At 39.8% G+C, this 25,010-nt stretch carries 22 protein-coding genes and 1 tRNA gene; 12 read left to right on the top strand and 11 right to left on the bottom strand.

What is annotated here, in order from left to right; all coding sequences use genetic code 11:
• Positions 1–28: 28 nt before the first annotated feature.
• From tsf to ALE3EI_RS05935, 8 genes are all read left to right on the top strand, one after another.
• Positions 29–994 carry a translation elongation factor Ts gene (gene tsf, locus ALE3EI_RS05970; RefSeq protein WP_186992315.1) on the top strand — a complete coding sequence of 322 codons (966 nt, stop codon included), beginning with the start codon at positions 29–31 and terminating at the stop codon, positions 992–994.
• 112 nt (positions 995–1,106) lie between these two features.
• Complete coding sequence (pyrH, locus tag ALE3EI_RS05965; protein WP_186991909.1) at positions 1,107–1,814, top strand: UMP kinase; 708 nt, start codon at positions 1,107–1,109, stop codon at positions 1,812–1,814.
• 59 nt (positions 1,815–1,873) lie between these two features.
• Complete coding sequence (frr, locus tag ALE3EI_RS05960; RefSeq protein ID WP_186991907.1) at positions 1,874–2,428, top strand: ribosome recycling factor; 555 nt, start codon at positions 1,874–1,876, stop codon at positions 2,426–2,428.
• Positions 2,429–2,511: 83 nt separating this feature from the next.
• Positions 2,512–3,777 carry a DUF5686 family protein gene (locus ALE3EI_RS05955; RefSeq protein WP_186991905.1) on the top strand — a complete coding sequence of 422 codons (1,266 nt, stop codon included), beginning with the start codon at positions 2,512–2,514 and terminating at the stop codon, positions 3,775–3,777.
• Between the two features lie 77 nt (positions 3,778–3,854).
• Positions 3,855–6,254 (top strand): efflux RND transporter permease subunit, encoded by a 2,400-nt coding sequence (locus ALE3EI_RS05950; RefSeq protein WP_186991903.1) that lies wholly within the window; start codon positions 3,855–3,857, stop codon positions 6,252–6,254.
• A gap of 58 nt (positions 6,255–6,312) precedes the next feature.
• Positions 6,313–7,755: an asparagine--tRNA ligase gene (gene asnS / locus ALE3EI_RS05945; protein WP_186991901.1), complete on the top strand. Its 1,443-nt coding sequence runs from the start codon at positions 6,313–6,315 to the stop codon at positions 7,753–7,755.
• Between the two features lie 155 nt (positions 7,756–7,910).
• Positions 7,911–9,374: an RNA polymerase factor sigma-54 gene (gene rpoN / locus ALE3EI_RS05940; protein ID WP_186991899.1), complete on the top strand. Its 1,464-nt coding sequence runs from the start codon at positions 7,911–7,913 to the stop codon at positions 9,372–9,374.
• Positions 9,374–9,979, top strand: coding sequence for a hypothetical protein (locus tag ALE3EI_RS05935; protein ID WP_186991897.1), 606 nt, complete (start codon positions 9,374–9,376; stop codon positions 9,977–9,979). The genes rpoN and ALE3EI_RS05935 overlap by 1 nt, the downstream gene beginning before the upstream one ends.
• Here the strand turns inward: ALE3EI_RS05935 and ALE3EI_RS05930 are convergent.
• From ALE3EI_RS05930 to ALE3EI_RS05895, 8 genes are all read right to left on the bottom strand, one after another.
• On the bottom strand, positions 9,974–10,675 hold the full coding sequence (locus ALE3EI_RS05930; protein WP_186991895.1) for a porin family protein: 702 nt from the start codon (positions 10,673–10,675) through the stop codon (positions 9,974–9,976). The two genes, ALE3EI_RS05935 and ALE3EI_RS05930, sit on opposite strands and share 6 nt — an antisense overlap.
• Before the next feature lie 91 nt (positions 10,676–10,766).
• The gene (locus ALE3EI_RS05925; protein WP_186991893.1) at positions 10,767–11,240 is read right to left on the bottom strand and encodes an ExbD/TolR family protein; all 474 of its coding nucleotides are present in this window, start codon (positions 11,238–11,240) and stop codon (positions 10,767–10,769) included.
• A 13-nt stretch (positions 11,241–11,253) separates the two neighbouring features.
• Positions 11,254–11,886, bottom strand: a complete 633-nt coding sequence (locus ALE3EI_RS05920) for an ExbD/TolR family protein (RefSeq protein WP_186991891.1) — start codon at positions 11,884–11,886, stop codon at positions 11,254–11,256.
• Positions 11,886–12,311: a hypothetical protein gene (locus ALE3EI_RS05915; protein WP_186991889.1), complete on the bottom strand. Its 426-nt coding sequence runs from the start codon at positions 12,309–12,311 to the stop codon at positions 11,886–11,888. Before ALE3EI_RS05915 ends, ALE3EI_RS05920 begins: the two co-directional genes overlap by 1 nt.
• A gap of 18 nt (positions 12,312–12,329) precedes the next feature.
• Entirely contained in the window at positions 12,330–13,133 is an 804-nt protein-coding gene (locus tag ALE3EI_RS05910) for a MotA/TolQ/ExbB proton channel family protein (protein WP_186991887.1), read from the bottom strand.
• Positions 13,134–13,813: 680 nt separating this feature from the next.
• A tRNA-Ser gene (locus ALE3EI_RS05905) sits at positions 13,814–13,901 on the bottom strand.
• A 79-nt stretch (positions 13,902–13,980) separates the two neighbouring features.
• Entirely contained in the window at positions 13,981–15,009 is a 1,029-nt protein-coding gene (locus ALE3EI_RS05900; protein WP_186991885.1) for an asparaginase, read from the bottom strand.
• A 33-nt stretch (positions 15,010–15,042) separates the two neighbouring features.
• Positions 15,043–15,807 (bottom strand): TatD family hydrolase, encoded by a 765-nt coding sequence (locus tag ALE3EI_RS05895; protein ID WP_186991884.1) that lies wholly within the window; start codon positions 15,805–15,807, stop codon positions 15,043–15,045.
• 49 nt (positions 15,808–15,856) lie between these two features.
• On the opposite strand from ALE3EI_RS05895, the gene ALE3EI_RS05890 reads away from it, so the two are divergent.
• The 3 genes from ALE3EI_RS05890 to ALE3EI_RS05880 are packed head-to-tail and all read left to right on the top strand — an operon-like array spanning position 15,857 to position 18,998.
• Positions 15,857–16,294: a retropepsin-like aspartic protease family protein gene (locus tag ALE3EI_RS05890; protein WP_233280008.1), complete on the top strand. Its 438-nt coding sequence runs from the start codon at positions 15,857–15,859 to the stop codon at positions 16,292–16,294.
• 59 nt (positions 16,295–16,353) lie between these two features.
• The gene (locus tag ALE3EI_RS05885) at positions 16,354–18,369 is read left to right on the top strand and encodes a tetratricopeptide repeat-containing sensor histidine kinase (protein WP_186991880.1); all 2,016 of its coding nucleotides are present in this window, start codon (positions 16,354–16,356) and stop codon (positions 18,367–18,369) included.
• On the top strand, positions 18,366–18,998 hold the full coding sequence (locus tag ALE3EI_RS05880) for a response regulator (protein ID WP_186991878.1): 633 nt from the start codon (positions 18,366–18,368) through the stop codon (positions 18,996–18,998). The genes ALE3EI_RS05885 and ALE3EI_RS05880 overlap by 4 nt, the downstream gene beginning before the upstream one ends.
• A 277-nt stretch (positions 18,999–19,275) precedes the next feature.
• Here ALE3EI_RS05880 and odhB read toward each other — a convergent pair whose 3' ends face one another.
• Positions 19,276–20,580, bottom strand: a complete 1,305-nt coding sequence (gene odhB / locus ALE3EI_RS05875) for a 2-oxoglutarate dehydrogenase complex dihydrolipoyllysine-residue succinyltransferase (protein ID WP_186991876.1) — start codon at positions 20,578–20,580, stop codon at positions 19,276–19,278.
• 38 nt (positions 20,581–20,618) lie between these two features.
• Positions 20,619–23,369: a 2-oxoglutarate dehydrogenase E1 component gene (locus tag ALE3EI_RS05870; protein ID WP_186991874.1), complete on the bottom strand. Its 2,751-nt coding sequence runs from the start codon at positions 23,367–23,369 to the stop codon at positions 20,619–20,621.
• Positions 23,370–23,483: 114 nt separating this feature from the next.
• Here ALE3EI_RS05870 and ALE3EI_RS05865 point away from each other — a divergent pair, with 114 nt between their 5' ends.
• Positions 23,484–24,014 (top strand): alpha-ketoglutarate decarboxylase, encoded by a 531-nt coding sequence (locus tag ALE3EI_RS05865; protein WP_186991872.1) that lies wholly within the window; start codon positions 23,484–23,486, stop codon positions 24,012–24,014.
• Here ALE3EI_RS05865 and ALE3EI_RS05860 read toward each other — a convergent pair.
• The gene (locus tag ALE3EI_RS05860) at positions 24,011–24,985 is read right to left on the bottom strand and encodes a polyprenyl synthetase family protein (RefSeq protein WP_186991870.1); all 975 of its coding nucleotides are present in this window, start codon (positions 24,983–24,985) and stop codon (positions 24,011–24,013) included. The two genes, ALE3EI_RS05865 and ALE3EI_RS05860, sit on opposite strands and share 4 nt — an antisense overlap.
• Positions 24,986–25,010 lie beyond the last annotated feature (25 nt).

Raw genomic sequence — 25,010 nt, 5'->3', positions numbered from 1 at the left:
ATTTCATAAAATTAAAATAATGAGTACGATGGTAAAAGTAACCGCCGCAGAAGTAAATGAATTACGCAAAAAAACCGGAGCCGGTATGATGGACTGTAAAAAGGCATTAGTAGAGGCCGAAGGTGATTTTGACAAAGCTATTGAGATCCTTCGTAAGAAAGGTCAGAAGATCGCTGAAAAGAGAGCCGACAGAGATTCTAGCGAAGGTGCTGTTATTGCGAAAGTAAGTGACGATACTACGAAAGGAGTTATTGTTTCTTTGAACTGCGAAACCGATTTCGTTGCGAAGAATGACGATTTTGTTGCTATGGCAAACAAAATGGCCGAGATTGCTCTTGGAACCTCTTCAAAAGAAGAATTCTTAGCAGCAAACTACGATGGAATGACGGTTGAAGAAAAACTTTTGGAGCAAACCGGTGTTATTGGTGAGAAAATTGAGATTGGTGCATTCGAATCGTTAGAAGCCCCTTTCGTTGGTTCTTACATTCACGGTAATAAGATCGCTGCGTTGGTTGGATTATCATCTGCAGTTGACAATGCTGAAACTTTGGCCAAGGATGTTGCTATGCAGGTTGCTTCTATGGGAGCTACAACGCTATCTTACAAAGATTTTGACGCTGCTTTTGTAGCTTCAGAAACTGAAGCGCGTATCGCTGTTATTGAAAAAGACAATATCGAATTAGGACGTCTGGGTAAAACCCTTAAAAACGTTCCTAAGTATATTTCCAGAGCGCAGCTAACCGACGAAGTGTTAGCACAGGCCGAGGAAGATGCTAAAGCCGAATTGAAGGCAGAAGGCAAACCTGAACAGATCTGGGACAGAATTCTTCCGGGTAAAATTGAAAGATTTATTTCAGACAATACAACCTTGGATCAGGAAAAATGCCTGTTGGATCAGAACTTTATCAAGGACGAAAAGAAATCTGTTGCCGAATATGTGAAGACATACGGTGATGTTGATGTGGTGTCTTTTAAAAGAGTATCGTTAGCATAAGTATATCATTGCTAAGTAGTAAAACCGCCATTAGTGAAACTAATAGGCGGTTTTTTATTTTATGATTTTATCGTCAAATATTTTCTTTATTTTTACGCTGTAAAATTCCGCTATGCAATACAAAAGAATTCTTTTAAAACTTTCGGGCGAAGCCCTAATGGGGAGCCGACAGTATGGAATAGACCCCGAACGACTTAAAGAATATGCCGAAGAAATAAAACAAATTACCAATTTAGGTGTTGAAGTTGCCATTGTTATTGGCGGCGGCAATATCTTTAGGGGTGTGGCAGGAGCCAGCCGTGGTATGGATCGTGTACAGGGAGATCATATGGGAATGCTTGCAACAGTGATAAATGGACTTGCATTACAAAGCGCCTTGGAAGACGAAGATATTCCTACCAGGCTTCAAAGCGCTATTAAGATCAATGAAGTAGCAGAACCGTTTATTCGTAGAAAAGCAATAAGACATCTTGAAAAAGGCAGAGTAGTAATCTTTGGTGGCGGAACCGGAAACCCTTATTTTACAACCGATTCTGCTGCAGTACTCCGGGCAATCGAAATTGGCGCCGATGTTATCCTAAAAGGTACACGAGTTGACGGAATCTATTCCGGCGACCCCGAAAAAGATTCGGCAGCTACTAAATTTGATTTTATTAGCTTTGATGAAGTCCTAAAAAAAGGATTAAAAGTTATGGATACGACGGCTTTTACGTTAAGCCAGGAGAATTCACTTCCGATCATCGTATTCGATATGAACACCAAAGGCAACCTTATTAAGGTGGTATCTGGTGAAAAGATTGGAACCAAAGTAAATCTTTAAATACTTCAGATAATTTTCAGTGGCATCATTTTTGAAAACCCGCTTATAAAATTTATAACATGGAAGAAGAAATTAAATTTATAATCGACAGTACCCGGGAAGCCATGGGTAAAGCGCTTCAGCATTTAGAAAAAAAACTTGTAAACATCCGGGCAGGAAAAGCCACTCCTTCTATGGTTGCAGGAGTAATGGTCGATTATTACGGAACACCAACACCGTTAAATCAGGTATCCAACGTAAACACTCCCGATGGGATGACTATTTCCATACAACCCTGGGAGAAGGGATTAATTCCCGAAATTGAAAAAGGAATTCATTTAGCGAATCTGGGTTTTAATCCGATGAATAACGGCGAAAGTGTTATCATCAATGTTCCACCATTAACCGAAGAACGTCGAAGAGATCTTGCCAAACAAGCGAAAGCCGAAGCTGAAGAAGCAAAAATAGGGGTTAGAAATGACCGAAAGAACGCTAATAACGAGATCAAAGAACTGGACATTTCTGAAGATATGAAGAAAAATCTGGAGATCGATATTCAAACCATGACCGACACTCACATTAAGCGTATCGATGAAATATTTGAGCGAAAAGAAGCGGAAATAATGAAGGTTTAAGCGTAAACTACGTTAAACAATACTAAATAAAGCGGCTATATGCCGCTTTGTTTTTAATTTTACATTTTGAACCTCATCCCTCTATGCGCAACTTACTTTTATTAATATTTCTGCTTTTGGAAATAGCTGTGTTTGCGCAGGAGCCGGCAATTCAAACCAAACAAGATACAACCGCAACCCGAACCGAAAAGAAGGATAGTCCGTTAAGTACAGGATTTTATCCCATCGGCTTTTTTGATGTCGATCTAAGATATCTAATAAAATACAACAATTACGAAGGAATTAGATTGGGCGTAGGCGGATTAACCAATGAGAAGCTCTTCGATGACGTAAAACTGGGCGGCTATTTTGCGCGCGGATTTAAGGATAAGGATATTAAATTCAGTTTAGGTGGAAGTGTGCGTTTAAATGCCGAAACCAAGACCTGGATCAATGTATCCTATATAGATGATATTCGGGAAATTGGAACGTTTAATTATTTAACCGACGCGCGAGTGTATTCAGTTTTCGAACCACGTCTGGTTAATGTGACACAATTTTATAAATACCGAACATGGCAAACCAATATCCAGCATGAGTTTAGCCCAAAATTTCTTTCTGAATTGCGATTTTCCCGCTCCCGAATTGATCAGATTGAAGATTATCGGTTCTTGGATGACGGTATCTTTTACGACAGTTACAATACCGCTGAAGTTACGGCGTCTGTTCGTATAAGTCCGAAAACCAATTTTTTTACTACCGAAGACGGAAGAATTGAATATTTTGACGGATTTCCGAAAATAAGTGCTCAAGTAACCCAGGGTATTCCCGGAATAGTGAGAAGCGATTTTACGTATACAAAATTTGGTCTAAAGCTCGATTACTATATAAAAAGAACAGACCTATCCTCTACCAACATTTTGCTGGAAGGAAATTTTGCTACCGGTGAAGTCCCCCTAACGCACCTATTTCATGCCTATCCCAACAGTCCAACCAAGGATGAGATCTTTCAGCGTTTTTCTGTAGCCGGGAGACGTAGCTTTGAAACCATGTATTTCGGGGAATTCTTTTCAGACCGACTTACAACGCTTCAGGTGAAACACAGTTTGCGTAGGTTTAACCTCGGGAAGCGATTTAAACCCGAACTTGTTTTTGTGACACGTCATGCTTTGGGAGACCTTCAGAATTCAGAAGAACATTTAGGAATTCCTTTTAATACACTTACCGAAGTTTATTCTGAATCGGGGTTTGAATTAAATAAACTTCTTTTTGGGTTCGGACTTAGTTTTGCATACAGATACGGGTTTTATCATTTGCCCGATACGGAAGACAATATTTCTTTCAAATTTACTTTTTATCTGAAGCTTTAGCTCAATAAAAGCAAAGCGAATTATATCCTTCCTTAAAGAGAATTCATACCTTTGCCCGGGCCAAAAGGAAGTTAGATTTGGATAAATTATTCAGTATAGGATTTTGGAGCACAGTCGCCCGATTCATTTTGCGGAATCGTACTACTATTCTCATTGTTATTGCGGCAATTACCGTGCTTCTCGCGTTACAATGGAAGCATATGCGATTTACCTATACCGAAGCAAACCTTCTGCCAGACGATCATGAGGTAAATCTGGAATACACAAAATTTCTAAAAGAGTTCGGTGAAGAAGGAAACCTGATCGTTATAGGCGTTAAGGATTCTTCGTTATTCACCCCTGAAAAATTTACTGCCTGGACCACTCTTTCGAAAGATATTGGCGCAAACACCGAAGTCGATCTAACACTGTCTGTAGGAGATCTTCAGAAATTAGAAAAACGAACCGACACTTTAGGATTTCAATTAGTACCGTTTATAAAGGACAGTGTATTCACTCAAAAAAAACTCAACAGATATTCCTATGAGTTATTTAACAACCTTCCTTTTTATGAAGGATTAGTTTACAGTCCGGACAAACAATCGGTACGCACGGCGATCTATTTAAAAAAGGACATTGTAAATACGGCAGCGCGAAAAGATTTTATCGTTGAAGATCTCATTCCGTTAATTGAAGATTTTGAAGAACAGACAGGAATTGAGGTGTACACTTCGGGCATGCCCTATATCCGAACCTTAAACTCACAAAATATAATTGATGAAATAGGAATGTTTATCGGGGCTGCATTGTTGGTAACCTCCATGATCTTCTTTTTCTTTTTCAGATCGTTTAGAGCGACTTTAATTTCAATGGCAACCGTGATCATTGGGGTAATGTGGGCTTTTGGCATCCTTGGCTTGTTGCATTATGAGATAACGGTTCTCACAGCGTTGATCCCACCGCTTATTATTGTTATTGGTATTCCAAATTGCATTTTCCTTATCAATAAATACCAGCAGGAGATCAAAAATCACGGGAATCAGGCAAAATCCCTTCAACGGGTCATCAGTAAAATTGGAAATGCCACCTTGATGACGAATGTAACCACGGCTTCAGGATTTGCGACATTCATTCTTACCAACAGCAAACTTCTAAAGGAGTTTGGTATAGTTGCGTCCATTAATATCATAGCTATATTTCTTCTTAGTTTATTTATTATCCCTATAGTATACAGCTATATGGCAATTCCGAAATACAAGCACCTAAAGCATCTGAATAAAAACTGGATCGCACGCTTTGTAAACTGGATGGAAGTTACGGTGAGGGAACACCGAATAGCGATCTATACTTCAGCGGTTGTCTTGTTATGTGCCAGTATAATCGGGATGTTCCAAATAAAGATCTCGGGAAGTCTTATTGAGGATATGCCGAAAAAAGCAGAATTCTTTAAGGATATCAAATTCTTTGAACAGGAATATGAGGGAATCATGCCTCTGGAGATCCTTGTAGACACTAAACGCCCTAAGGGAGTGATGAAACTCGCGACTTTAAAGCGAATTGATGAATTGCAGGTGTTTATTGAGGAATTTCCCGAATTCTCCCGCCCAATCTCGGTCGCCGAACTTACAAAATACTCCAAGCAGGCCTATTACAACAACAACCCAGAGTATTATCAATTACCTAATAGTCAAGAGCGAACTTTTTTACTCTCCTATGCAAAGAACAGTGTTGAAAATTCGAATCTTCTATCAAGTTATGTAGACAGTACCGGTCAATATGCGCGTATCACGACTTTTATGAAGGATACCGAAACCGAGCGTTACGAAAGAATTGAAGAGGATCTTAGAATTAAAATAGATAAGATATTCCCCCCCGAACGATATAATGTTTCGGTCACAGGAAAAGCTGTAGTATTTCAGAAGGGAACGAAATATCTCGTTAACAATCTCGTGATTTCATTATCGCTAGCCATTTTTCTCATCGCTCTTTTTATGGCCTGGATGTTTCGAAGTGCACGAATGATCCTGGTGTCATTAATTCCTAATTTACTCCCACTTATTATAACCGCCGGACTTATGGGCTTCTTGGGTGTTCCTATAAAACCTTCCACCATACTGGTGTTTAGTATAGCCTTTGGAATTTCGGTGGATGACACCATTCACTTTTTGGCAAAATACAGGCAGGAATTGATCGCTAATAACTGGAAGATCAAAAAATCGGTATACGCGGCATTACGGGAGACCGGGGTGAGTATGTTCTATACATCTATCGTGTTGTTTTTTGGGTTTTCGGTATTTACCATATCTAGTTTCGGCGGCACTGTGGCTTTGGGAGCGCTGGTTTCGGCAACGTTATTATTTGCCATGCTAGCCAATTTATTGCTTCTTCCCTGTTTATTATTGTCTTTGGAAAGAAGTATTGCGAACAAAGAAACCTTCAAGCAACCTGCCCTTCAAATCATTCCCGACGGAGAGGATGAAAATGATGATGATAGCTAGTGCTTTAGTTGTTCATTTTATTCGTAAAAAGTATCTTTACCCCTTCAAAAATTGAATCATGCATCATACAGAGATCATTACATTATTGCAGACTGAACCCTCAATACATGAGATAAATGTAAAAGGATGGGTTCGTTCCTTCCGAAGTAATCGTTTTATTGCTTTAAACGATGGATCCACCATTAAAAATTTACAGTGTGTTGTAGACTTCGAAAAAGTTGATGAAGAAATTCTGAAAAAGATCACAACCGGGGCAGCAGTCTCTGTTACCGGTGTTCTGGTTGAAAGTCAGGGTCAGGGTCAAAGTGTGGAAGTGCAGGTCTCGGAAATTGAAATCCTTGGTGAGGCAAATCCTGAAGATGTGAAACTTACCATACTATCTCCCAAGCGTCATACCCTTGAAAAACTTAGAGAACAGGCTCATTTACGCGTGCGTACTAATACGTTCGGAGCGGTAATGAGAATCCGGTCTAAGCTGGCGTTTGCCGTTCATGAATATTTTCAGAAGAACGGATTTTACTATATGCATGCGCCAATCATCACCGGTAGCGATGCAGAAGGTGCGGGAGAGATGTTTAGAGTAAGCTCTCTGGACCCTAAGAATCCCCCACTCGATGAGAAGGGCAATGTGAATTATAAAGAAGATTTTTTCGAGAAAGAGACCAATCTTACAGTGAGTGGGCAGTTGGAAGCTGAAACCTATGCTATGGGGCTGGGTAAGGTATATACTTTTGGGCCTACCTTCAGAGCCGAAAACAGTAATACATCACGGCATCTTGCAGAATTCTGGATGATAGAACCGGAGATCGCATTTTGTGATCTTGCCGGGAATATGGACTTGGCCGAAGATTTTATCAAATACATTATTAACTATGCGCTGAACCACTGTGCCGACGACCTGGAGTTTCTTGAAAATCGCCTTTTGGAAGAGGAAAAGAGCAAGCCTCAGGCAGAGCGGAGTGACATGGTGCTCCGCGATAAGCTAAAATTCATTATCGACAATAATTTTAAACGGGTAAGTTATACTGAGGCCATAGACATTTTAAAAAGATCGAAACCAAATCAGAAGAAAAAATTCAAGTATATCATTGAAGAATGGGGTGCCGACTTACAAAGTGAACATGAACGCTTTTTGGTGGAGAAGCACTTTAAGTGCCCTGTAATTCTTTTCGATTATCCTGCCAAGATCAAAGCCTTTTATATGCGTTTAAATGAGGATGGTAAAACGGTTAGAGCCATGGATGTGCTTTTCCCCGGCATAGGTGAGATCGTCGGCGGATCGCAACGGGAAGAGCGTTATGACGTACTAAAGCAGAAAATCACCGAGATGGGTATCGATGAAAAGGAGCTGTGGTGGTACCTGGAGTTGCGCAAATTCGGAACAGCAGTACACAGCGGTTTCGGGCTAGGATTTGAGAGAATGGTTCAGTTCGTAACGGGAATGGGTAATATTCGCGATGTGATCCCTTATCCGCGTACCCCTGGAAATGCCGAATTCTAATTTACCAATCAACTTCTGGCTTCCGACTTCCGACTTCCGACTTCCGACTTCCGACTTCCGACATTAAAACATATCACAACATTATATTAAAACTGGTTGCTTACGTATGTAAGTAGCTGGTTTTTTTTAACTTTATATTGAACAACGCAATTGCAATGCTAAAACAACAATTAAACTTTAAATTATCCCAGAAGCTTTCGCCTCAGCAGATTCAGTTAATGAAATTGATTCAGCTTCCCACGCAGGCATTCGAGCAAAGGATCTCTCAGGAAATGGAGGAGAATCCTGCTCTTGAAGGCGGAAAGGATGATGAAGATCCTTATGATGATTTTAGCAATGAAGACGCTTATGAAGATGATTATAATGATGGTTCGGAAGTTATTGAAACCGACATCAACGTAGATGATTACTTAAGTGATGATGAGACCCCCAGTTATAAGCTGTCGGCCAACAATTACAGTGCCGACGATGAGGAAAAGCAAACCCCCTATGCTTCGGGCACTTCATTTAATCAGCACTTGCTTCAGCAGTTAAATACATATAGGCTGGACGATGAGGAAGAAGAGATCGCACAATTTTTGGTAGGAAGCGTAGATGAAAGTGGTTATATTCGGAGGGATATTCAGGACATCGTTGATGATCTGGCATTTACTCAAAATGTATACACTTCGGAAGAAAAAGTAGAGAAGGTACTTAAGATCGTACAGGAGTTAGACCCTCCGGGCGTTGCGGCGAGAGATCTTCAGGAATGTCTTTTCCTTCAGTTGGAGCGCAAAGAACCCACTGCAGAAGTTGAGCTGGCAACAGCGATCATAAAAGAATCCTTCGACCATTTTTCCAAAAAGCATTATAAAAAATTACTTCAGAAATTCGATATTACCGAGGATCAGCTGCGGGATGCCATACACGAAATTGAGGGGTTGAACCCAAAACCGGGCGGAACCTTTTCAGGAAATACGAGAATGGTAGAACACGTAGTGCCCGATTTTGCCATTAAGATCGTCGATGGTGAGCTTGAGCTTACTTTAAACGGTCGAAACGCACCCGAGTTGCATGTCTCTAGAGAATACACAAATATGCTAAAGGGGTATAAGGAATCTAAGGATAAATCGAAATCCCAGAAGGATGCGGTGATGTTTATAAAGCAAAAGTTGGATGCTGCAAAATGGTTTATTGATGCTATAAAACAAAGACAGCAAACTCTTTTTGTCACGATGAACTCCATTATGCACCATCAAAAGGAATACTTTTTAACAGGCGATGAGCGCAAATTAAAACCTATGATCTTAAAGGATATTGCCGATAAGATTGACATGGATGTTTCGACTGTTTCAAGAGTTGCCAATAGTAAATATGTGGATACACCTTATGGTACTAAGCTGATTAAGGAGTTTTTCAGTGAATCCATGAAAAACGATCAGGGTGAAGACGTCTCGACGAGGGAAATTAAGAAGATCCTTGAAATAACGATTTCCGAGGAAAACAAAAAGAAGCCCTTAACCGACGATAAACTGGCTAAGATTCTTAAAGAAAAAGGGTATCCCATTGCCCGACGTACCGTGGCAAAATATCGCGAACAATTGGATATGCCTGTAGCAAGACTTAGAAAAGAAATTTGATGAATTATTTTTTACGAATTGCAGCCTATCTTTTTCATCCACTGTTGATGCCTCTCTTAGGCACTTTCCTGTATTTTATTATTACACCAAGGTATGTGGATCCGGAGTTGATACGAGCAAAATTAATAGCCGTAGCAATAATTACCTTACTCATTCCGCTTATCACATTTTACCTATTAAAAAACCTTAACGTAGTTTCCTCCGTTCAGTTAGAAGAAGTAAAAGAGCGCAAGGTGCCACTTATGATCCAAAGCGTGCTTTTGCTTTTAATAATTAAGATGGTCTTTGACCCTTACGACAGTATTGAATTGTATTATTTTTTCGTGGGTATTTTGTTTTCAGCGATAACTGCCTTAATACTGGTTTTTTTTAAGATCAAGATCAGTTTGCATCAAATGGGTATTGCAGGTGTTACCATGTTCCTAATGGCGCTCAGCATACATTTTAAGATCAATTTACTGCTCTGGATCGTTCTGTTATTTATTGCTAACGGGTGGGTCGCTTCATCACGATTACATACCGAATCACACAATTATCCGGAGATAATCACCGGGTTTTTTGTAGGTGTCGTTCCGCAATTTATATTGCTCAATTTCTGGTTATAGAATGTAGAATATGAGTCCGACCTTTATGGTCTTAAAATCTACCTGTTGTCCATCGGTAGTCGCGGCATTGGTAAAGAAGGGATTAATACTGTAGTAGCCATAGAAATTAAATGTATTGTATCCAAAACTAAGGGTAAGCCCTAATCTCGTCCGGTCGAATTCAGGTATATCGGTTTGATTCACATTGTTATCAGTTTGTTTAAAGGTACTTTTATACCAATACACATAACCAACCCTTAAACCTGCATAAATTCTCCAGAATTTATAGGATTCGGCTGTGGAAGTTCTCCATCGAAATTCTATAGGAGCTTCGATAGCAGCCGTACTAAACCTGTTTGTGTCGTAATTAATATCATCATCCAACACACTAAAAATAGTCTTTTCTGAATCGGTCTCACCTATAAACAATGTTTGTCCGTAGCGATCAAAAGAAAGTCCAGCGCCAACGGCTATCGCGAGATTTCTACGTTGATTAAAGGGTATATCCCTAACAAAGCCAAAATGCACGCCTCCAGAAAGTCCGCGTATATTTACATCGTCCGGCACTTGTGTGATGAGATTGTAAGTAGCTCCAATGTAAAACTGATCTTCACGATACTTTGTATCCGGTGAGGATTGAATGGTATCCTGAGCCATAACGCAACAAGTTGTGGCCAACAGAAAGAAGAAAAACAAACGCATTTGAATAATTGACATAGGATAAAGATAAATGTATTTCCTTTATATGTAAAACAAAAAAACGCCCTGAAAAGTATCAAGGCGTTTTATATAAAGGGGTATCAAATTTCTAATTATCGGTTTCGTTCCCGGGAGTAGTAATATAAATTATTTTAAGCATATTCAATTCTCTTAATTCCTGCTTAATATCACTTACGAGACCTGTATTGGTCTCCCCGTCGACTTTAAGGGCAACCATTACTTTATCCTGTAGTTCGGGTAATAATTTACGACGTGCTTCTTCCAAAGCAGATCCCACCTGAGAAACATCGGTGTATTTATCTCCGATCTGAATTCTACCTTCAGTTCCATACTTGTCTTTATAGCGTTCGCTTGGTTTTCCGGCATAGATATATACAGATCTGTCCTTTTGCAACTTTTCAACCTGATCGGCCTTTGGCAATTCATTTTTTACCAAAAGGTTATTATCCCGTAGTACCGTTACTACCATAAAAAAGAACAATAGCATAAAAACAATATCCGGTAAAGATGCCGTGTTTACTGCCGGGACTTCCCCGCCTTTTTTCTTTTTAAATTTTGACATAATCGCTTTTTGTTTATTGTCCTCTGCTTTTCGGTTCGGCTTCAGAGAGTTTTAAAGGAAACAATTTCTGAATGTTCTCAAGTTTCTCTTTCGCCTCTGCTATGGCTGTCTCTCCGCCAGGGTAGTTACCCTCATCAATCGCTTTTTTCACTTCGGTAAATTTCCAGCCGTATAAGCGTTGTGACTCACGGTCTCTTAAATAATTATATGCCGCTACCAGTTCATTTTGAACACTTATATACATCTTATAAGACGTTAAACGGTCATTCTGCACCGAAATAACCGCCTTATCGGGATTATCGGACGATGCCGGGTCACGTTTTCCTTTACAGTAGTTACAATGTTCAGGGCTTCCTGCCGGAGCTCCGCCATTATCCAGAAAATCGATAGCTGCCTGGCGAAGGTTTTTAAGTTCCATTAACTCTTCTTCAACCAATAATTGGTCGCTTTTGTTCACATTTACAATGAACAGGTTCTTTTGCTTAATTAATGGAGGCTCCTCCGTAGGAGGCTCAATGGGAGGTAACTGACGTGCGATCCCCTTATCCTTTTCGATGGTAGTAGTTACCAGGAAAAAGATAAGCAAGAGGAAGGCAATGTCTGCCATAGATCCTGCATTAACTTCGGGTGATGCTCTTCTAGCCATTATTTTGTTACTTTTTTAATTCCGCTGAAAATCATAGCACCTATAGCAAAAATTGCTAAGATGTAAAAGGTATATAGTCCTGTTCCTACCCACTTCGAGCCACTTGCTGAAAGCATTTCACCGTCTCTCATTTGAGTTTCAACTCCATCAGCAAGTACATAAGAGATTACTACTATAAGTAAGAATACTCCAACCGACATAAGTGTTTTCTTAATATCGCCTGCGAGCAGACCTTTAAGAACAAATATCAGAACGAATAAAAGTACCAGGGCAAAAATGATGTACGCTACATATAAGAAGCCATCGACACCCTTTCCGGTTTCCTTGACAACATCGTCTCCGGCTGCCAAAATTATCCCTAAACAGATAATCCCTGCAACACTTAGAAGCAATGCTACTATTTTTAATATTTTATGTAAACCCATTATTTGGTATATTTTAAATTATCGTTTGTTTTTGTAATCTACCAGCATATCGATTAATGTGATAGAAGCATCTTCCATACTGTTTACAATACTGTCAATTTTAGCAATAATGTAATTGTAAAAGATCTGCAGTATAATAGCAACGATCAAACCAAATACTGTCGTTAATAATGCAACTTTAATACCCCCGGCTACAAGTGAAGGGTTCATATCACCTGCAGACTGAATCTTATCGAATGCAAGAATCATACCTATTACTGTTCCCATGAAACCAAGCATAGGAGCAAGAGCAATAAACAATGAAATCCAAGAAACATTTTTCTCTAATTGTCCCATTTGAACACCACCATAAGCAACAACAGCTTTTTCGGCTGCTTCAATGCTCTCATCGGCTCTGTCTAGACCCTGATAGTAGATAGACGCAACAGGTCCTTTTGTGTTTCTACATACTTCCTTGGCCGCTTCAATACCACCGCTATTCAATGCATCTTCAACGTTCTCAGCAAGCTTTTGAGTGTTCGTTGTAGAAAGGTTTAAGTAGATAATTCTCTCTATAGCAATTGCTAATCCAAGAATTAAACACAAAAGTACGATTCCCATAAATCCGGGACCACCTTCGATGAATCGTTGTTTTAAATTCTGATGCCAACCTTGTGGCTCTTCTGCAGAGGCAGCCTCTTCATCCTGAATAATGGTTACCGTGGCTGCATTTACCAAAGTTTGTACGCTGGTAGGCATAATTTGTGCTTCCGCTGCATTTGCGTTAAATGATCCCGCAAAAACAAGTGCGGCAATTGCCATAATAGAAAATAATTTTTTCATTGCTATCGACTTAAAGTTTGTTTTTAGTTAAAGGTTTAAAGATATAAAAATTATTAGTTAATCTACAATTATATATTTTTGATTAGATAAACGGTTAAACTTCACCGACCCCCAGTATGTAACGTAGGTTTGAAGGTTCAGATCGAATAGGTTGAGTCTCATATAACTAAGTATAATCTGGAAAATTTCCGGATTCCAAAATCGGTTTCTCTAAAGGACTTTGGCATATGGAAATGATGCTACCCCTACTTGTAAATCTACAGGAGAGCCACAAACAAACTATTTCAATTCAGGATTATCTCACTGTGTTCGATGATCCCAGAACACCATACAACACAAATTAGCACAATTCAGGATTATCTCGCTGCGCTCGATGATCCCAGAACACCATCCAACACAAATTAGCACAATTCAGGATTATCTCGCTGCGCTCGATGATCCCAAAACACCATACAACACAAATTAGCACAATTCAGGATTATCTCGCTGCGCTCGATGATCCCGGAACACCATACAACACAAATTAGCACAATTCAGGATTATCTCGCTGCGCTCGATGATCCCGGAAGGGTATGCCGGGAATACAAGATTGCTGCAATTGCTTCGCAATTGTACATTTATTTCGGTCGTAATTTTTATCAAGCGAGCTTGTAAAAATTACTCCCTTATAAATGTATTCGCAGAGAGGAAGGGATTCGAACCCTCGATACGCTTTTGGCGTATACACACTTTCCAGGCGTGCGCCTTCGACCACTCGGCCACCTCTCTAAATAAAAATACTATGATTAAGAACGGGTCGGCAAATAACAAAAAAAAAATAGTTTGATAAAATTTTTCAAGTCTTTATTTACTGCATTTCTCCACGTAATGATGTTTCGAAAAAAGTCTTAAAACTGTTGGAAGATACATTCTGACCCAGAAGATACATCATTTTTGCAAGAGCCGCTTCAGTAGTAATATCCTTTCCAGAGATCACTCCCATTTTTTTAAGTTCAACACTGGTTTCATAAAGTCCCATGGTTACACTTCCTCCAGAACATTGCGTAACATTCACAACAGGTATGCCTCTGGCTACAACCGATTTCAGAGCTTTTAAAAACCATTCCTCATTCGATACATTTCCGCTACCATAGGTTTCCAATACCAAACCTTTCATTTTATCGTAAGCTAAAATATGTGATATTGTCGCTTCATCCATTCCCGGAAACATCTTCAGCAATACCACTCCAGATTCCAGCTTCTTATTTACTTTCAGCTTCTTCCGCCTGTTGGGTTTATAGAGTACTTCAGAGGAAACCACTAAGTGAACACCGCTTTCTGCCAGTGCCGGATAGTTTAGGGAAGCGAATGCCTCAAAATGTTCGGCATTGATCTTCGTCGTTCGATTTGCACGGTATAATTTATATTCAAAATACAGTCCTACTTCAGAAATTTTAGGATTTCCCTTTTCCTGCAGCGCTGCAATTTGTATCGAGGTGATCAAATTTTCTTTGGCATCGGTTCTAAGGTCACCAATGGGAAGTTGTGAGCCTGTGAAAATTACCGGTTTACTGAGGTTTTCCAACATAAAACTCAAAGCCGAGGCGGTATAGGACATAGTATCACTCCCGTGCAGCACTACAAATCCGTCAAAATTGTCGTATTCTTTTTCAATGATCATTGCAAGGTCTACCCAATATGCTGGGTTCATATTTGAACTGTCTATGGGCTCTTTAAAACTTTTAGTCGCAATTTTACAATCCAGAAGTTTTAATTCGGGGATATGTTTTAACAGATCTTTGAAATTAAAATTTTTCAAGGTCCCTGTTTCAAAATCCTTGATCATCCCAATGGTACCTCCGGTGTAGATAAGGAGTATGTTAGCTGGCTTTTTCATTAGGTTTGTATTAAATACTAAGTTCCCCGGAGTTTAGACTCCAAATACGGCTTTTGAGTTCTCGGTGGTTATTCTTGCGACTTCTTCTTCAGAAATTCCATAGAGCGTCGCTACCTTTTTACAGACTAAAGATAGGTAACTACTTTCATTCCGTTTCCCTCTGTAAGGTACAGGCGAAAGATAAGGTGAGTCGGTTTCGAGCACGATCTCCGTTAGTGGGATTTGATCTAAAAACCGGTCGATCTTTCCGTTTTTGAAAGTAACCACCCCTCCAATTCCCAGTTTCATGTTGAAGGAAAGGGCTCGCTCTGCTTGCTCCCGAGTTCCGGTAAAACAATGAAAAATTCCGAAGAGATTTTCATCTTTTTCGGTTTCTAAAACGTCAAATATCTCATCGAAGGCTTCCCTGCAATGAATAACAATTGGCAAAGTATATTGTTTTGCAAGTTTTATCTGTTCTCTAAATGCGATCTTCTGAATTTCCAAAGTGGATTTATCCCAATACAGATCGATACCAATCTCACCCACCGCATAAAACGAGCGCTTTTCAAACTGCGCTCTAACATGGGCAAGTTCTTCTTTATAGTTTTCTTTAACTGATGTAGGATGCAATCCCATCATTAAATAAACATGCTCCGGATAACGGCTTTCGAGAGCGTACATTGCCTCGGTATATCCAGAATCTATGGCAGGAATAAAAAACCTATTGATCTTTGCTTTAAAGGCACGCTGCATCATTGCTTCACGGTCATCATTGAAGGCTTCACTGTACAGATGTGTGTGGGTATCGGTTAACATGTTTGCAAAGCTAACCATTTTTGTTGCCTATATTTACAAAAAAAATTGGGTGACGCAACTTAGATCATTATTGGAGAAGAAAGGGTTTTACAGAATCCCTTTAAAAAAATTAAATAGCGGGCATTATAAATTCACCGCTAGCATCAACGGGAAAAAGGGTAGTTTTATTTTAGACACCGGAGCATCAACGAGCTGTATTGGCTTCGAGAGTGTATCGTATTTTGCTATGAAAAGTGAAGAAAGTTCAATAAAAGCAGCCGGTGCGGGTGCCATAAATATGCTTACGGAAGTAACATGGAACAATACTTTTACCATTGGATCCTGGACACTGAACAAGATGTCATTTATTATTTTCGATCTCTCCCATGTAAACGAAGCACTTTCCCAGGTGGAAGAAGAGGTCGTGCACGGAATTATAGGCGCCGATTTTTTAAAGGAGGTTCGAGCTGTGATCGATTATGGACGAAATGCTTTATATGTTAAATAATCAGCGCGTTACATTTTTTTAGTATTTTTAAAGTCTTCCTGTAACAAACCAATAGAGATTTGACAAAATCATTCTTTTCCCTACTTCTTTTGTGTGTGCACTCCTTATTGGTGAATGCTCAGGATATAGAACATTACAAGAATTTAGCCGAAACGACATCGAATGTATCTGAAAAATTAACCGCTTTGGATTCAGTGATATCCAAATCTTACCGACAAGACGACGATGTATTTGTAGAATATAGTCTCCGGTTCATAGACCTGGCAAAGGAAATGGACAGTATCGAACAGGCAGCTCGCAAGGCTATGCGTTTACAGGCGGTTATTACTAATCGGAAGAATCAGCCGGAGAAAGCGGTGACAATAATTAACGGTATTATCGCCCATAAATATAAGATAAGAGATAGTTTTTTATTAGGGGGATTATATCTGAAGCGTGGCAATGCCAATTTTAAAATTAACCTCAGAGATGCGATAGATGATTTTACTTTGGCACTGGAAAATTTTGGTGTAAAAGACTCTCTTTATAAGGCTGATGCCTATTTATTCAGAGGTCAGGCCTATTCGAGCTTAGGTAAATTTGTCCCTGCCGGGGAAAGCTATAAAAAAGCGTATGAATACTTTGAAGCTTTAGAAGACTACGCCTATATGGTGCATTCGCAGCAGGGTATAACAACCATGTTCAGTATGAATGGGTTTTACGATAAAGCGAAGGAAGAACGGGATAAAATTATCGTAAAGCTTAAAGAACTGGGCTTGAATAATTACCTGGTAGTAGAATACTACAATCAGGCCCTGGACTATAAAAAGCAGGGAGACAAAAAACGCTTTCTCGAGAATTTACATATGGCGCTTAGTATCCTTGAGAGTATTCCGGAGGAGGACAGAAGCATAGATCAGTTAATCTATGTCAACTCAAAACTGGTGGAATATTACTCCTCAGAGAATGATACTGATAATGCGGCCAAAGCAGTATTAAAATTAAGTGAGTGGATTAAAGGTGTTGAAAATATCAGTTCCAGAATATCTTATAATGGCGCCATAGCCAATTTTCATTTTGCGCTAGAAGATTATGATACTGCCATTGATTATGCTCTGGAAAAACTGAATGATTCAAAATCTTATAATTATACCGATGCGATATTAGAATCGTACGATCTTCTGGCTGCCCTATATTTAGCCAATGGCGACTATCAAAAAAGTGTCGAGAACCGCAGTCAATATACGGCTATAAAAGATTCGGTGTATAACAGGAGTACTGCCAATTCGCTGGCATACTATCAAACGTTGTATGAGACCGAAAAGAAAGAAAAAGAACTCGTAGCGCAAAGTGCGAGCATCCAGCTATTGGAAAAAGACAACCAAGCCTTTAAGGAATTGATAATTTTTATCATTATAGCACTAGTACTCTTTTTTGGACTTTTATTATTATACAGGAACCGACAGGTATTAAAAAGTAAAAAATTACTTCAGGAGAAATACAGCCAGGATCTGCTTATTTCACAAGAAGAAGAACGATTGCGAATCTCCAAAGACTTGCATGACGGTCTTGGACAGCGGCTGTTACTCATAAAAAATAAATTACTGAATACCGGTGATACCGAAACTAAATCTATGGTAGACGAGACCATTGATGAAGTAAGAGCAATTTCTAGAGCGTTGCATCCTTTTCAACTTCAGGAAATGGGCATTACCAAGGCGATAGAATATACTATTAATCAGGTTGATGAAAACACCACGCTCTTTATATCTTCAGAAATAGAAAACATAGATAATCTTTTTAATTCTGAGCAGGAAGTTAATATTTACCGCATAGTTCAGGAAAGTTTAAGCAATATTATTAAACATGCCAAGGCGGAAGCCAGCAAGGTCTCAATTTCAAAAGCTCCCAATAAGATCGTCATTTCTATTAAGGATAATGGGATTGGATTCGATTTTTCTGAAAAATACAGTGCTGTAAAGTCACTGGGGCTAAAGACGCTTATGGAGCGAACTAAATTCCTTAACGGGCAAATGATCGTTCAGTCTAAGAAAAATAACGGTACATTAATCGAATTTCAATTTCCGGTATCATGAATCGTCATTCGATCATCATAGCAGACGACCACCCTCTCTTACTGAAAGGGTTAAACGATTTTTTACTCGAACGGGAATACAACATTGTTGGGAGCGGGACCGATGGCAGAGAGGCATATAATCTTATTACCAAATTAAATCCCGATATAGCGATTTTAGATATTCAGATGCCATACTTGAGTGGTTTGGAGATCGCAAAGAAATGTAAGGCTAATGGTATAGACACTAAAATTGTTCTCATTACCCTGCATAAAGAGCGGGAATTATATGAAAAAGCTCAGGAGCTCAATATTTTTGGATATGTATTGAAAGAATTTGCTCTAGAAGAGATCGAAAACTGTATTACTACTGTATCACAAGGAGACGCCTTTTTTAGCCCAAAGATCAAGGAATTATTAAGTACAAATAAAGAGTACGATGATTCACTTTCGATCCTAACTCCTTCAGAAAAAAAAATTCTGAAGCTCATTGCAAACGATAAAACCAATAAAGAGATCGCTTCTTTATTATTTATCTCTTATAGAACCGTCGAAAAGCATCGCAGTAATATCATTACCAAACTAAATCTGGAACCCAAGACGAACAGTCTACTTATCTGGGCTAAAGAGCATCACGACAGGCTTATATAAAAATTACGTGTTAACACGTATTTTAATAAAGTAAGTAATTTCCCATCTTTACACTATGCAAGATGCGATGCTGAAAAAGAATTATACGAATAAGAAAACAACACTGAAGAAAGTAGTCGTTGTTTTAATAATTCTATCCATTGTTAGCATCATTTTGCTTAACATTCTGAATTATTTTGTTTCATATAAATAATAGCCAGGTTTAATTTCAACTAACTAAGCAAACAAAAAACCCCGAAACATTCCGGGGTTTTTTTATTGTATTGAATTTGCGTGATTAAAGTTCTAAGGCTTTCTTTATATCGTTATCCATTAAAAGCTCTTCGGGATTTTCAAGCGCTTCTTTTACAGCAACCAGAAATCCAACAGACTCCTTTCCATCGATGATTCGGTGATCATAAGACAATGCAACATACATTATAGGTGCAATCCCCACTTTTCCATCTACTGCTATGGGGCGTTCAACAATGTTGTGCATCCCTAAGATACCCGATTGAGGTGGATTGATAATGGGTGTTGAGAGCATACTTCCGAAGACACCTCCATTAGATATGGTAAAGGTTCCTCCGGTCATTTCATCCACAGTTATCTGCCCGTCCCGGGCTCGTATGGCCAAGCGTTTTACTTCACTTTCAACTCCTCTGAAAGTAAGATTTTCAGCATTTCGAATTACAGGCACCATTAGCCCTTTTGGTCCGGAAACCGCAATTGAAATATCCTTATAATCGTAAGTAATCTTATAATCTCCGTCTATCATTGAGTTGACATCGGGATAAAGATCCAGAGCTCTCACCACGGCCAAAGTAAAAAATGACATAAATCCGAGGCTCACACCGTGTTTCTCTTTAAACGATTCCTTGTATTCTTTTCTAAGATCGAAGATGGCAGACATGTTCACTTCGTTAAAGGTCGTGAGCATGGCCGTTTCATTTTTTGCTGAAACCAGTCGTTCGGCTACCTTACGGCGCAGCATTGAGAGTTTTTTGCGTTCAGACCCTCGGCCACCGGTTCCGGGTGAACCCATGGAGGGTTTTGCATTTTCGGCATCCGATTTGGTAATTCGGCCATCACGACCGCTCCCTTTGACCGTTGAAGGGTCGATATCCTTTTCTGAAAGAATCTTTTTGGCCGCTGGAGACGGGGTTCCGCTGGCATACGTTTTTTGATCCTGTTTCTGAGATGGCGTAGATGATTTCGATGGTGTTTGAACCAGTGCTTTGGCTTTCTCTCCGGTATCCTTGTTCTCGGCATCGGCTTTATCGAGATCCGGGCCCGCATTTCCTTCTCCTTTTTCGTCTCCCGGATTTTTATAGGTTTCAACCTCCTCCTTTCCATCGGGGCGAGGCGCATCGGTATCGATGAGGCACACAACATCTCCAACCGCGACAGCATCACCTTCTTCTGCTTTGAGGGTGATAATTCCGCTGGCTTCTGCTGGTAATTCTAAGGTGGCCTTGTCGCTATCCACTTCGGCGATAGCCTGATCCTTCTCTACATAATCTCCATCCTCAACCAACCATTGTGCTATTTCAACTTCAGTTATGGACTCCCCAGGTGAGGGAACTTTCATTTCTAATGCCATATAATTTCTATTTTCCTTTTCGGACTTGGTTATTTAATCTAATCTGTACTAAAAACACTTTCAATCACTTTTTCATGACGTAACTTTGAGCGCACCGAACTTCCTGATGCCGGCGCAGCATACATCTTTCGGCTGCACACTCTAAAATTCTTGGCTTCATCAAAATGCAACAGCAGGTGAGAATAGGCTCCCATATTTCTTGGTTCTTCCTGGGCCCAAACAACATCCTTCGCATTTTTATATTGCTTCATTACAGCTTTCATTTGCTCAATGGGCAATGGGAACAGTTGCTCTATTCTAACAATGGCCATATCTTTTCTTCCTAGTTCTTCCTGTTTCTCAAGCAGATCGTAATAGAATTTTCCCGAAACAAACACCAGTGTTTTTATCTTGTCTTTTCGCTTTAAGGCTTCGGTGTCATCGATCAACATTTGGAAACTACCTTCAGCAAAATCTTCCTTAGTGGATACCACTTTAGGATGTCTCAACAAACTCTTCGGTGTAAATATAATAAGTGGTTTGCGATAATCCACCTTCATTTGTCTTCTCAGCAAATGAAACATATTAGCCGGTGTGGTACAATCTGCCACAAACATATTGTCTGTCGCACACATTTGAAGATAACGCTCCATTCGAGCAGAAGAATGTTCTGCACCCTGACCTTCGTAACCGTGTGGTAAAAGCATGACCAAACCGTTTTGAGTCTTCCACTTATCTTCGGCTGCCGAAATATATTGATCGATCATGATCTGGGCGCCATTGCTGAAGTCGCCAAATTGTGCTTCCCAGATGGTAAGTGTATTAGGACTCGCCATGGCATATCCATAATCGAATCCTACGACGCCATATTCTGAAAGCAATGAATTGTAAATATAAAAATCGCCTTGTTTCCCATTTAAATTATTAAGAAGCACGATCTCTTCTTCACTCTCTTCAACCTTTACTACAGCATGACGATGAGAGAAGGTACCACGTTCCACATCCTGTCCGGACATGCGCACATCGTACCCTTCTTTCAGCAAAGTGCCATAGGCCAATAACTCCCCCATAGCCCAATCCAACTTATTGTCTTTAAAATACATGGTGTGGCGGGCGTCAATTAGTTTACTGATCTTTCTCAGGAACTTTTTATCCTTTGGAAGCTGAGTGATCACCTCGGCGATCTCGGTTAGATCTTTAATATCGACCGTAGTATCGACGGCTTCCATCATTTTTTCTTCCTGAGCATAATGGAAACCTTCCCAGGCATCTTTCATGATAGCCGTGATCTCGGTTTTATCCACTTTACGTGAATCTTCCAGTTTTTCCTCTAATTTATTTTTGTATTCCTCTTCTAATTTTTGTGTATACCCTTCATCTATAATTCCTTGTTTGAATAGCTTCTCGGCATAAATATCACGCGGGTTGCGATGTTTCGCGATCGCTTTATATAGCTGAGGTTGTGTAAAGCGGGGTTCGTCACCTTCGTTATGCCCATACTTTCTATACCCTAGCAGATCTATAAATACGTCCCTTTTAAAAGTCATACGGAAATCCAGTGCAAAAAGCATGGCATGCACCACAGCCTCCGCATCATCGGCATTCACGTGCATGACAGGGGACAAAGTTACTTTACCTACATCGGTGCAGTAAGTAGAGGATCGTCCGTCGAGATAATTAGTGGTAAATCCAACTTGATTGTTAACCACTATATGAATGGTCCCCCCTGTTTTATATCCATCAAGCTGGGCCATTTGTACAACTTCGTAAACTATTCCCTGTCCGGCAATGGCAGCATCACCGTGGACGACTATAGGCAAGACTTTTTCGATCGAATTCTTGTATTTTCGGTCCTGTTTCGCTCTGGCAATTCCTTGAACTACTGCGCCAACTGTTTCCAAGTGTGATGGATTAGGCGCAATATTGAGGTTAATCTCCTTTCCACTGTCTGAAGTTCGTTTTGAAGTCCATCCGAGATGGTACTTAACATCACCGTCAAAAATATCCTGTTCGTAGTCCTTACCGTCGAACTCACTAAATATATCCTTTGCGCTTTTTCCGAAGATATTGAGCAAGGTACTTAAACGACCTCGGTGAGCCATTCCCATTACAAACTCTTCCACTCCCTTTTCGGCTGCATTCTCGATTAAGGTGTCGAGGGCAGGAATTAGGCTTTCTCCACCTTCAAGCGAGAAACGCTTTTGGCCAACATATTTGGTGTGCAGGAAATTTTCGAAGGCGACCGCCTCATTTAATTTTTTTAAGATGTGTTTTTTTTGTGCTTCGGAAAATTTTGGCTGATTATCATTGATGTTCAGCTTATCCTGAATCCATTGTATCTCTTCAGGTTTTCTAATATACATATATTCGATCCCAATAGAATCGCAATAAATACTGTTGAGGTGTTTAATAATTTGTTCCAGAGTCGCTTCTCCAATTCCGAGTACCTCTCCGGCTTTAAATGTGGTTTGAAGATCGTCATTGCTGAGGCCGAAATTCTCGATATCCAGCGTTGGAATATATTTTCTTCGCTCTCTAACGGGATTGGTCTTTGTAAAAAGATGTCCGCGGTTTCGGTAACCGTCAATGAGTTTGATTACCTGAAACTCCTTGAGTACATCACCCGGGATTTCAACTCCGTTTTGTTCAATTCCCAAAGCTTCCAAAGATCCGTTCTCGATACCAAAATCGAACCCCTGAAAAAATGCGCGCCAACTGGGCTCTATACTATCCGGAAATTGTAAATATTTGTCGTAAAGATCTGCGATAAACGAAGGGTGAACCGCATTGAGAAATGAAAATTTATCCATAATTGGAAAATAGAAGACTCTTTTTTGATAAAACGTTACAAAAATACAACAATTCTAATTACTTCCCCCCTCGATTTTATATATTTATAGTTGGTTAATCTTAAAACTTTCCCAATGAATTTAGCCCAAAGACGGTGTTCTGTAAAACTCATTTTCTCACTTTGTCTGCTTCTAATTTCTTTGAATACATTCGCTCAGGAAAAGCGATCGCCTTTCTGGTCACAGGTTCGATTTGGAGGTGGAATCGGACTTAGTTTTGGGGATGGTTTTTTTAGCGGAACCCTGGCACCAAGTGCCATTTACGAGTTCAATTCTCAATTTGCATTGGGGGTAGGGCTTAATGGAACTTATAGTAGTTTAAAGGATCGTTACAATGCTACCATTTTAGGAGGTAGTGTGCTGGGCTTATACAATGTGATTCCAGAAATTCAGCTTTCTGCCGAGTTTGAGGAACTCCATGTCTCTCGAAATTTCGAAGAATCCCTTGGAATAGAAGATGATACTTATTGGTATCCCGCTTTGTTTTTGGGTGTCGGTTATCGAACCCAACATGTAACGATTGGCATTAGATATGATGTGTTGTACGAGGAGGAGGATAGTATTTATGCAAATGCTTGGATGCCTTTTGTGCGGGTTTATTTTTAAACGGTACGATTCATTAAGGTAGTCGCAAAATCTCTGAAGGCTTGCTTTTTCTCTTCGGAAAGTTCCAGACTTTCAAGGTCCTTATTAGCCATTTGCGTGTATTTTTTTATTTCAAGCTGAGTAGCTTCAGCCGCACCGGTTTCCTGAAAGATCTGCTTTACCGTTTCGATTTTTTGAGAAGGATCTTTGGGAGAAATTCCGAATAAGTGCTGAAGGGTTTCCCGATCTGATTCAGCACTCTGCTCCATCGCTTTTAAATACAGAAAGGTCTTTTTGTTGGCAATGATATCACCACCTACCTGCTTACCGAAAGTTTCAGCATTGCCGAAAGCGTCCAGATAATCATCCTGAAGCTGAAACGCGATCCCAAGATTACATCCGAAATCATATAAGCTCTTTTGAGACCCTTCCGAAGCATTCGCTACCATGGCCCCCATTTTTAATGCCGCTCCCAATAAAACCGCTGTTTTATAGGCGATCATTTTTACATATTCATCTATGGAAACATCATCCCGGGTTTCGAATGCCACATCGTATTGTTGACCTTCACAGACCTCAATCGCAGTCTTACTGAAAAGTTTGGCAAGATCTCTAAACAACTCCGGATCATAATCTTCAAATAACCGATATGCTAATATAAGCATAGCGTCGCCGGACAGGATTCCTGTATTGACATCCCATTTTTCATGTACGGTTTCTTCTCCCCTCCGTAAAGGCGCATGGTCCATTATATCATCATGAATTAATGAAAAATTATGGAAAAGCTCTATGGCCAGAGCAGCGTTCATAGCCTTTTCAATAGGAGTATCGAAATAATCGCAAGTCATTAAGGTTAATACCGGTCGCAATCTTTTCCCTCCAAGATACATGATATACGAAATAGGTTCATACAATTGAACGGGTTCCTTTACCTTCAGAATATTGGATAGATGTGACTCAATGGCCTCGCGGTATACAGATAAATCCTTCATGTACTACTTGCAAATTTCCGGCTAA

Source organism: Constantimarinum furrinae, from assembly GCF_014295415.1.
Classification (GTDB): Bacteria; Bacteroidota; Bacteroidia; order Flavobacteriales; family Flavobacteriaceae; genus Constantimarinum; species Constantimarinum furrinae.
The sequence above is the reverse complement of the archived record's forward strand: the minus strand, read 5'-3'. Positions and strand labels throughout refer to the sequence as shown.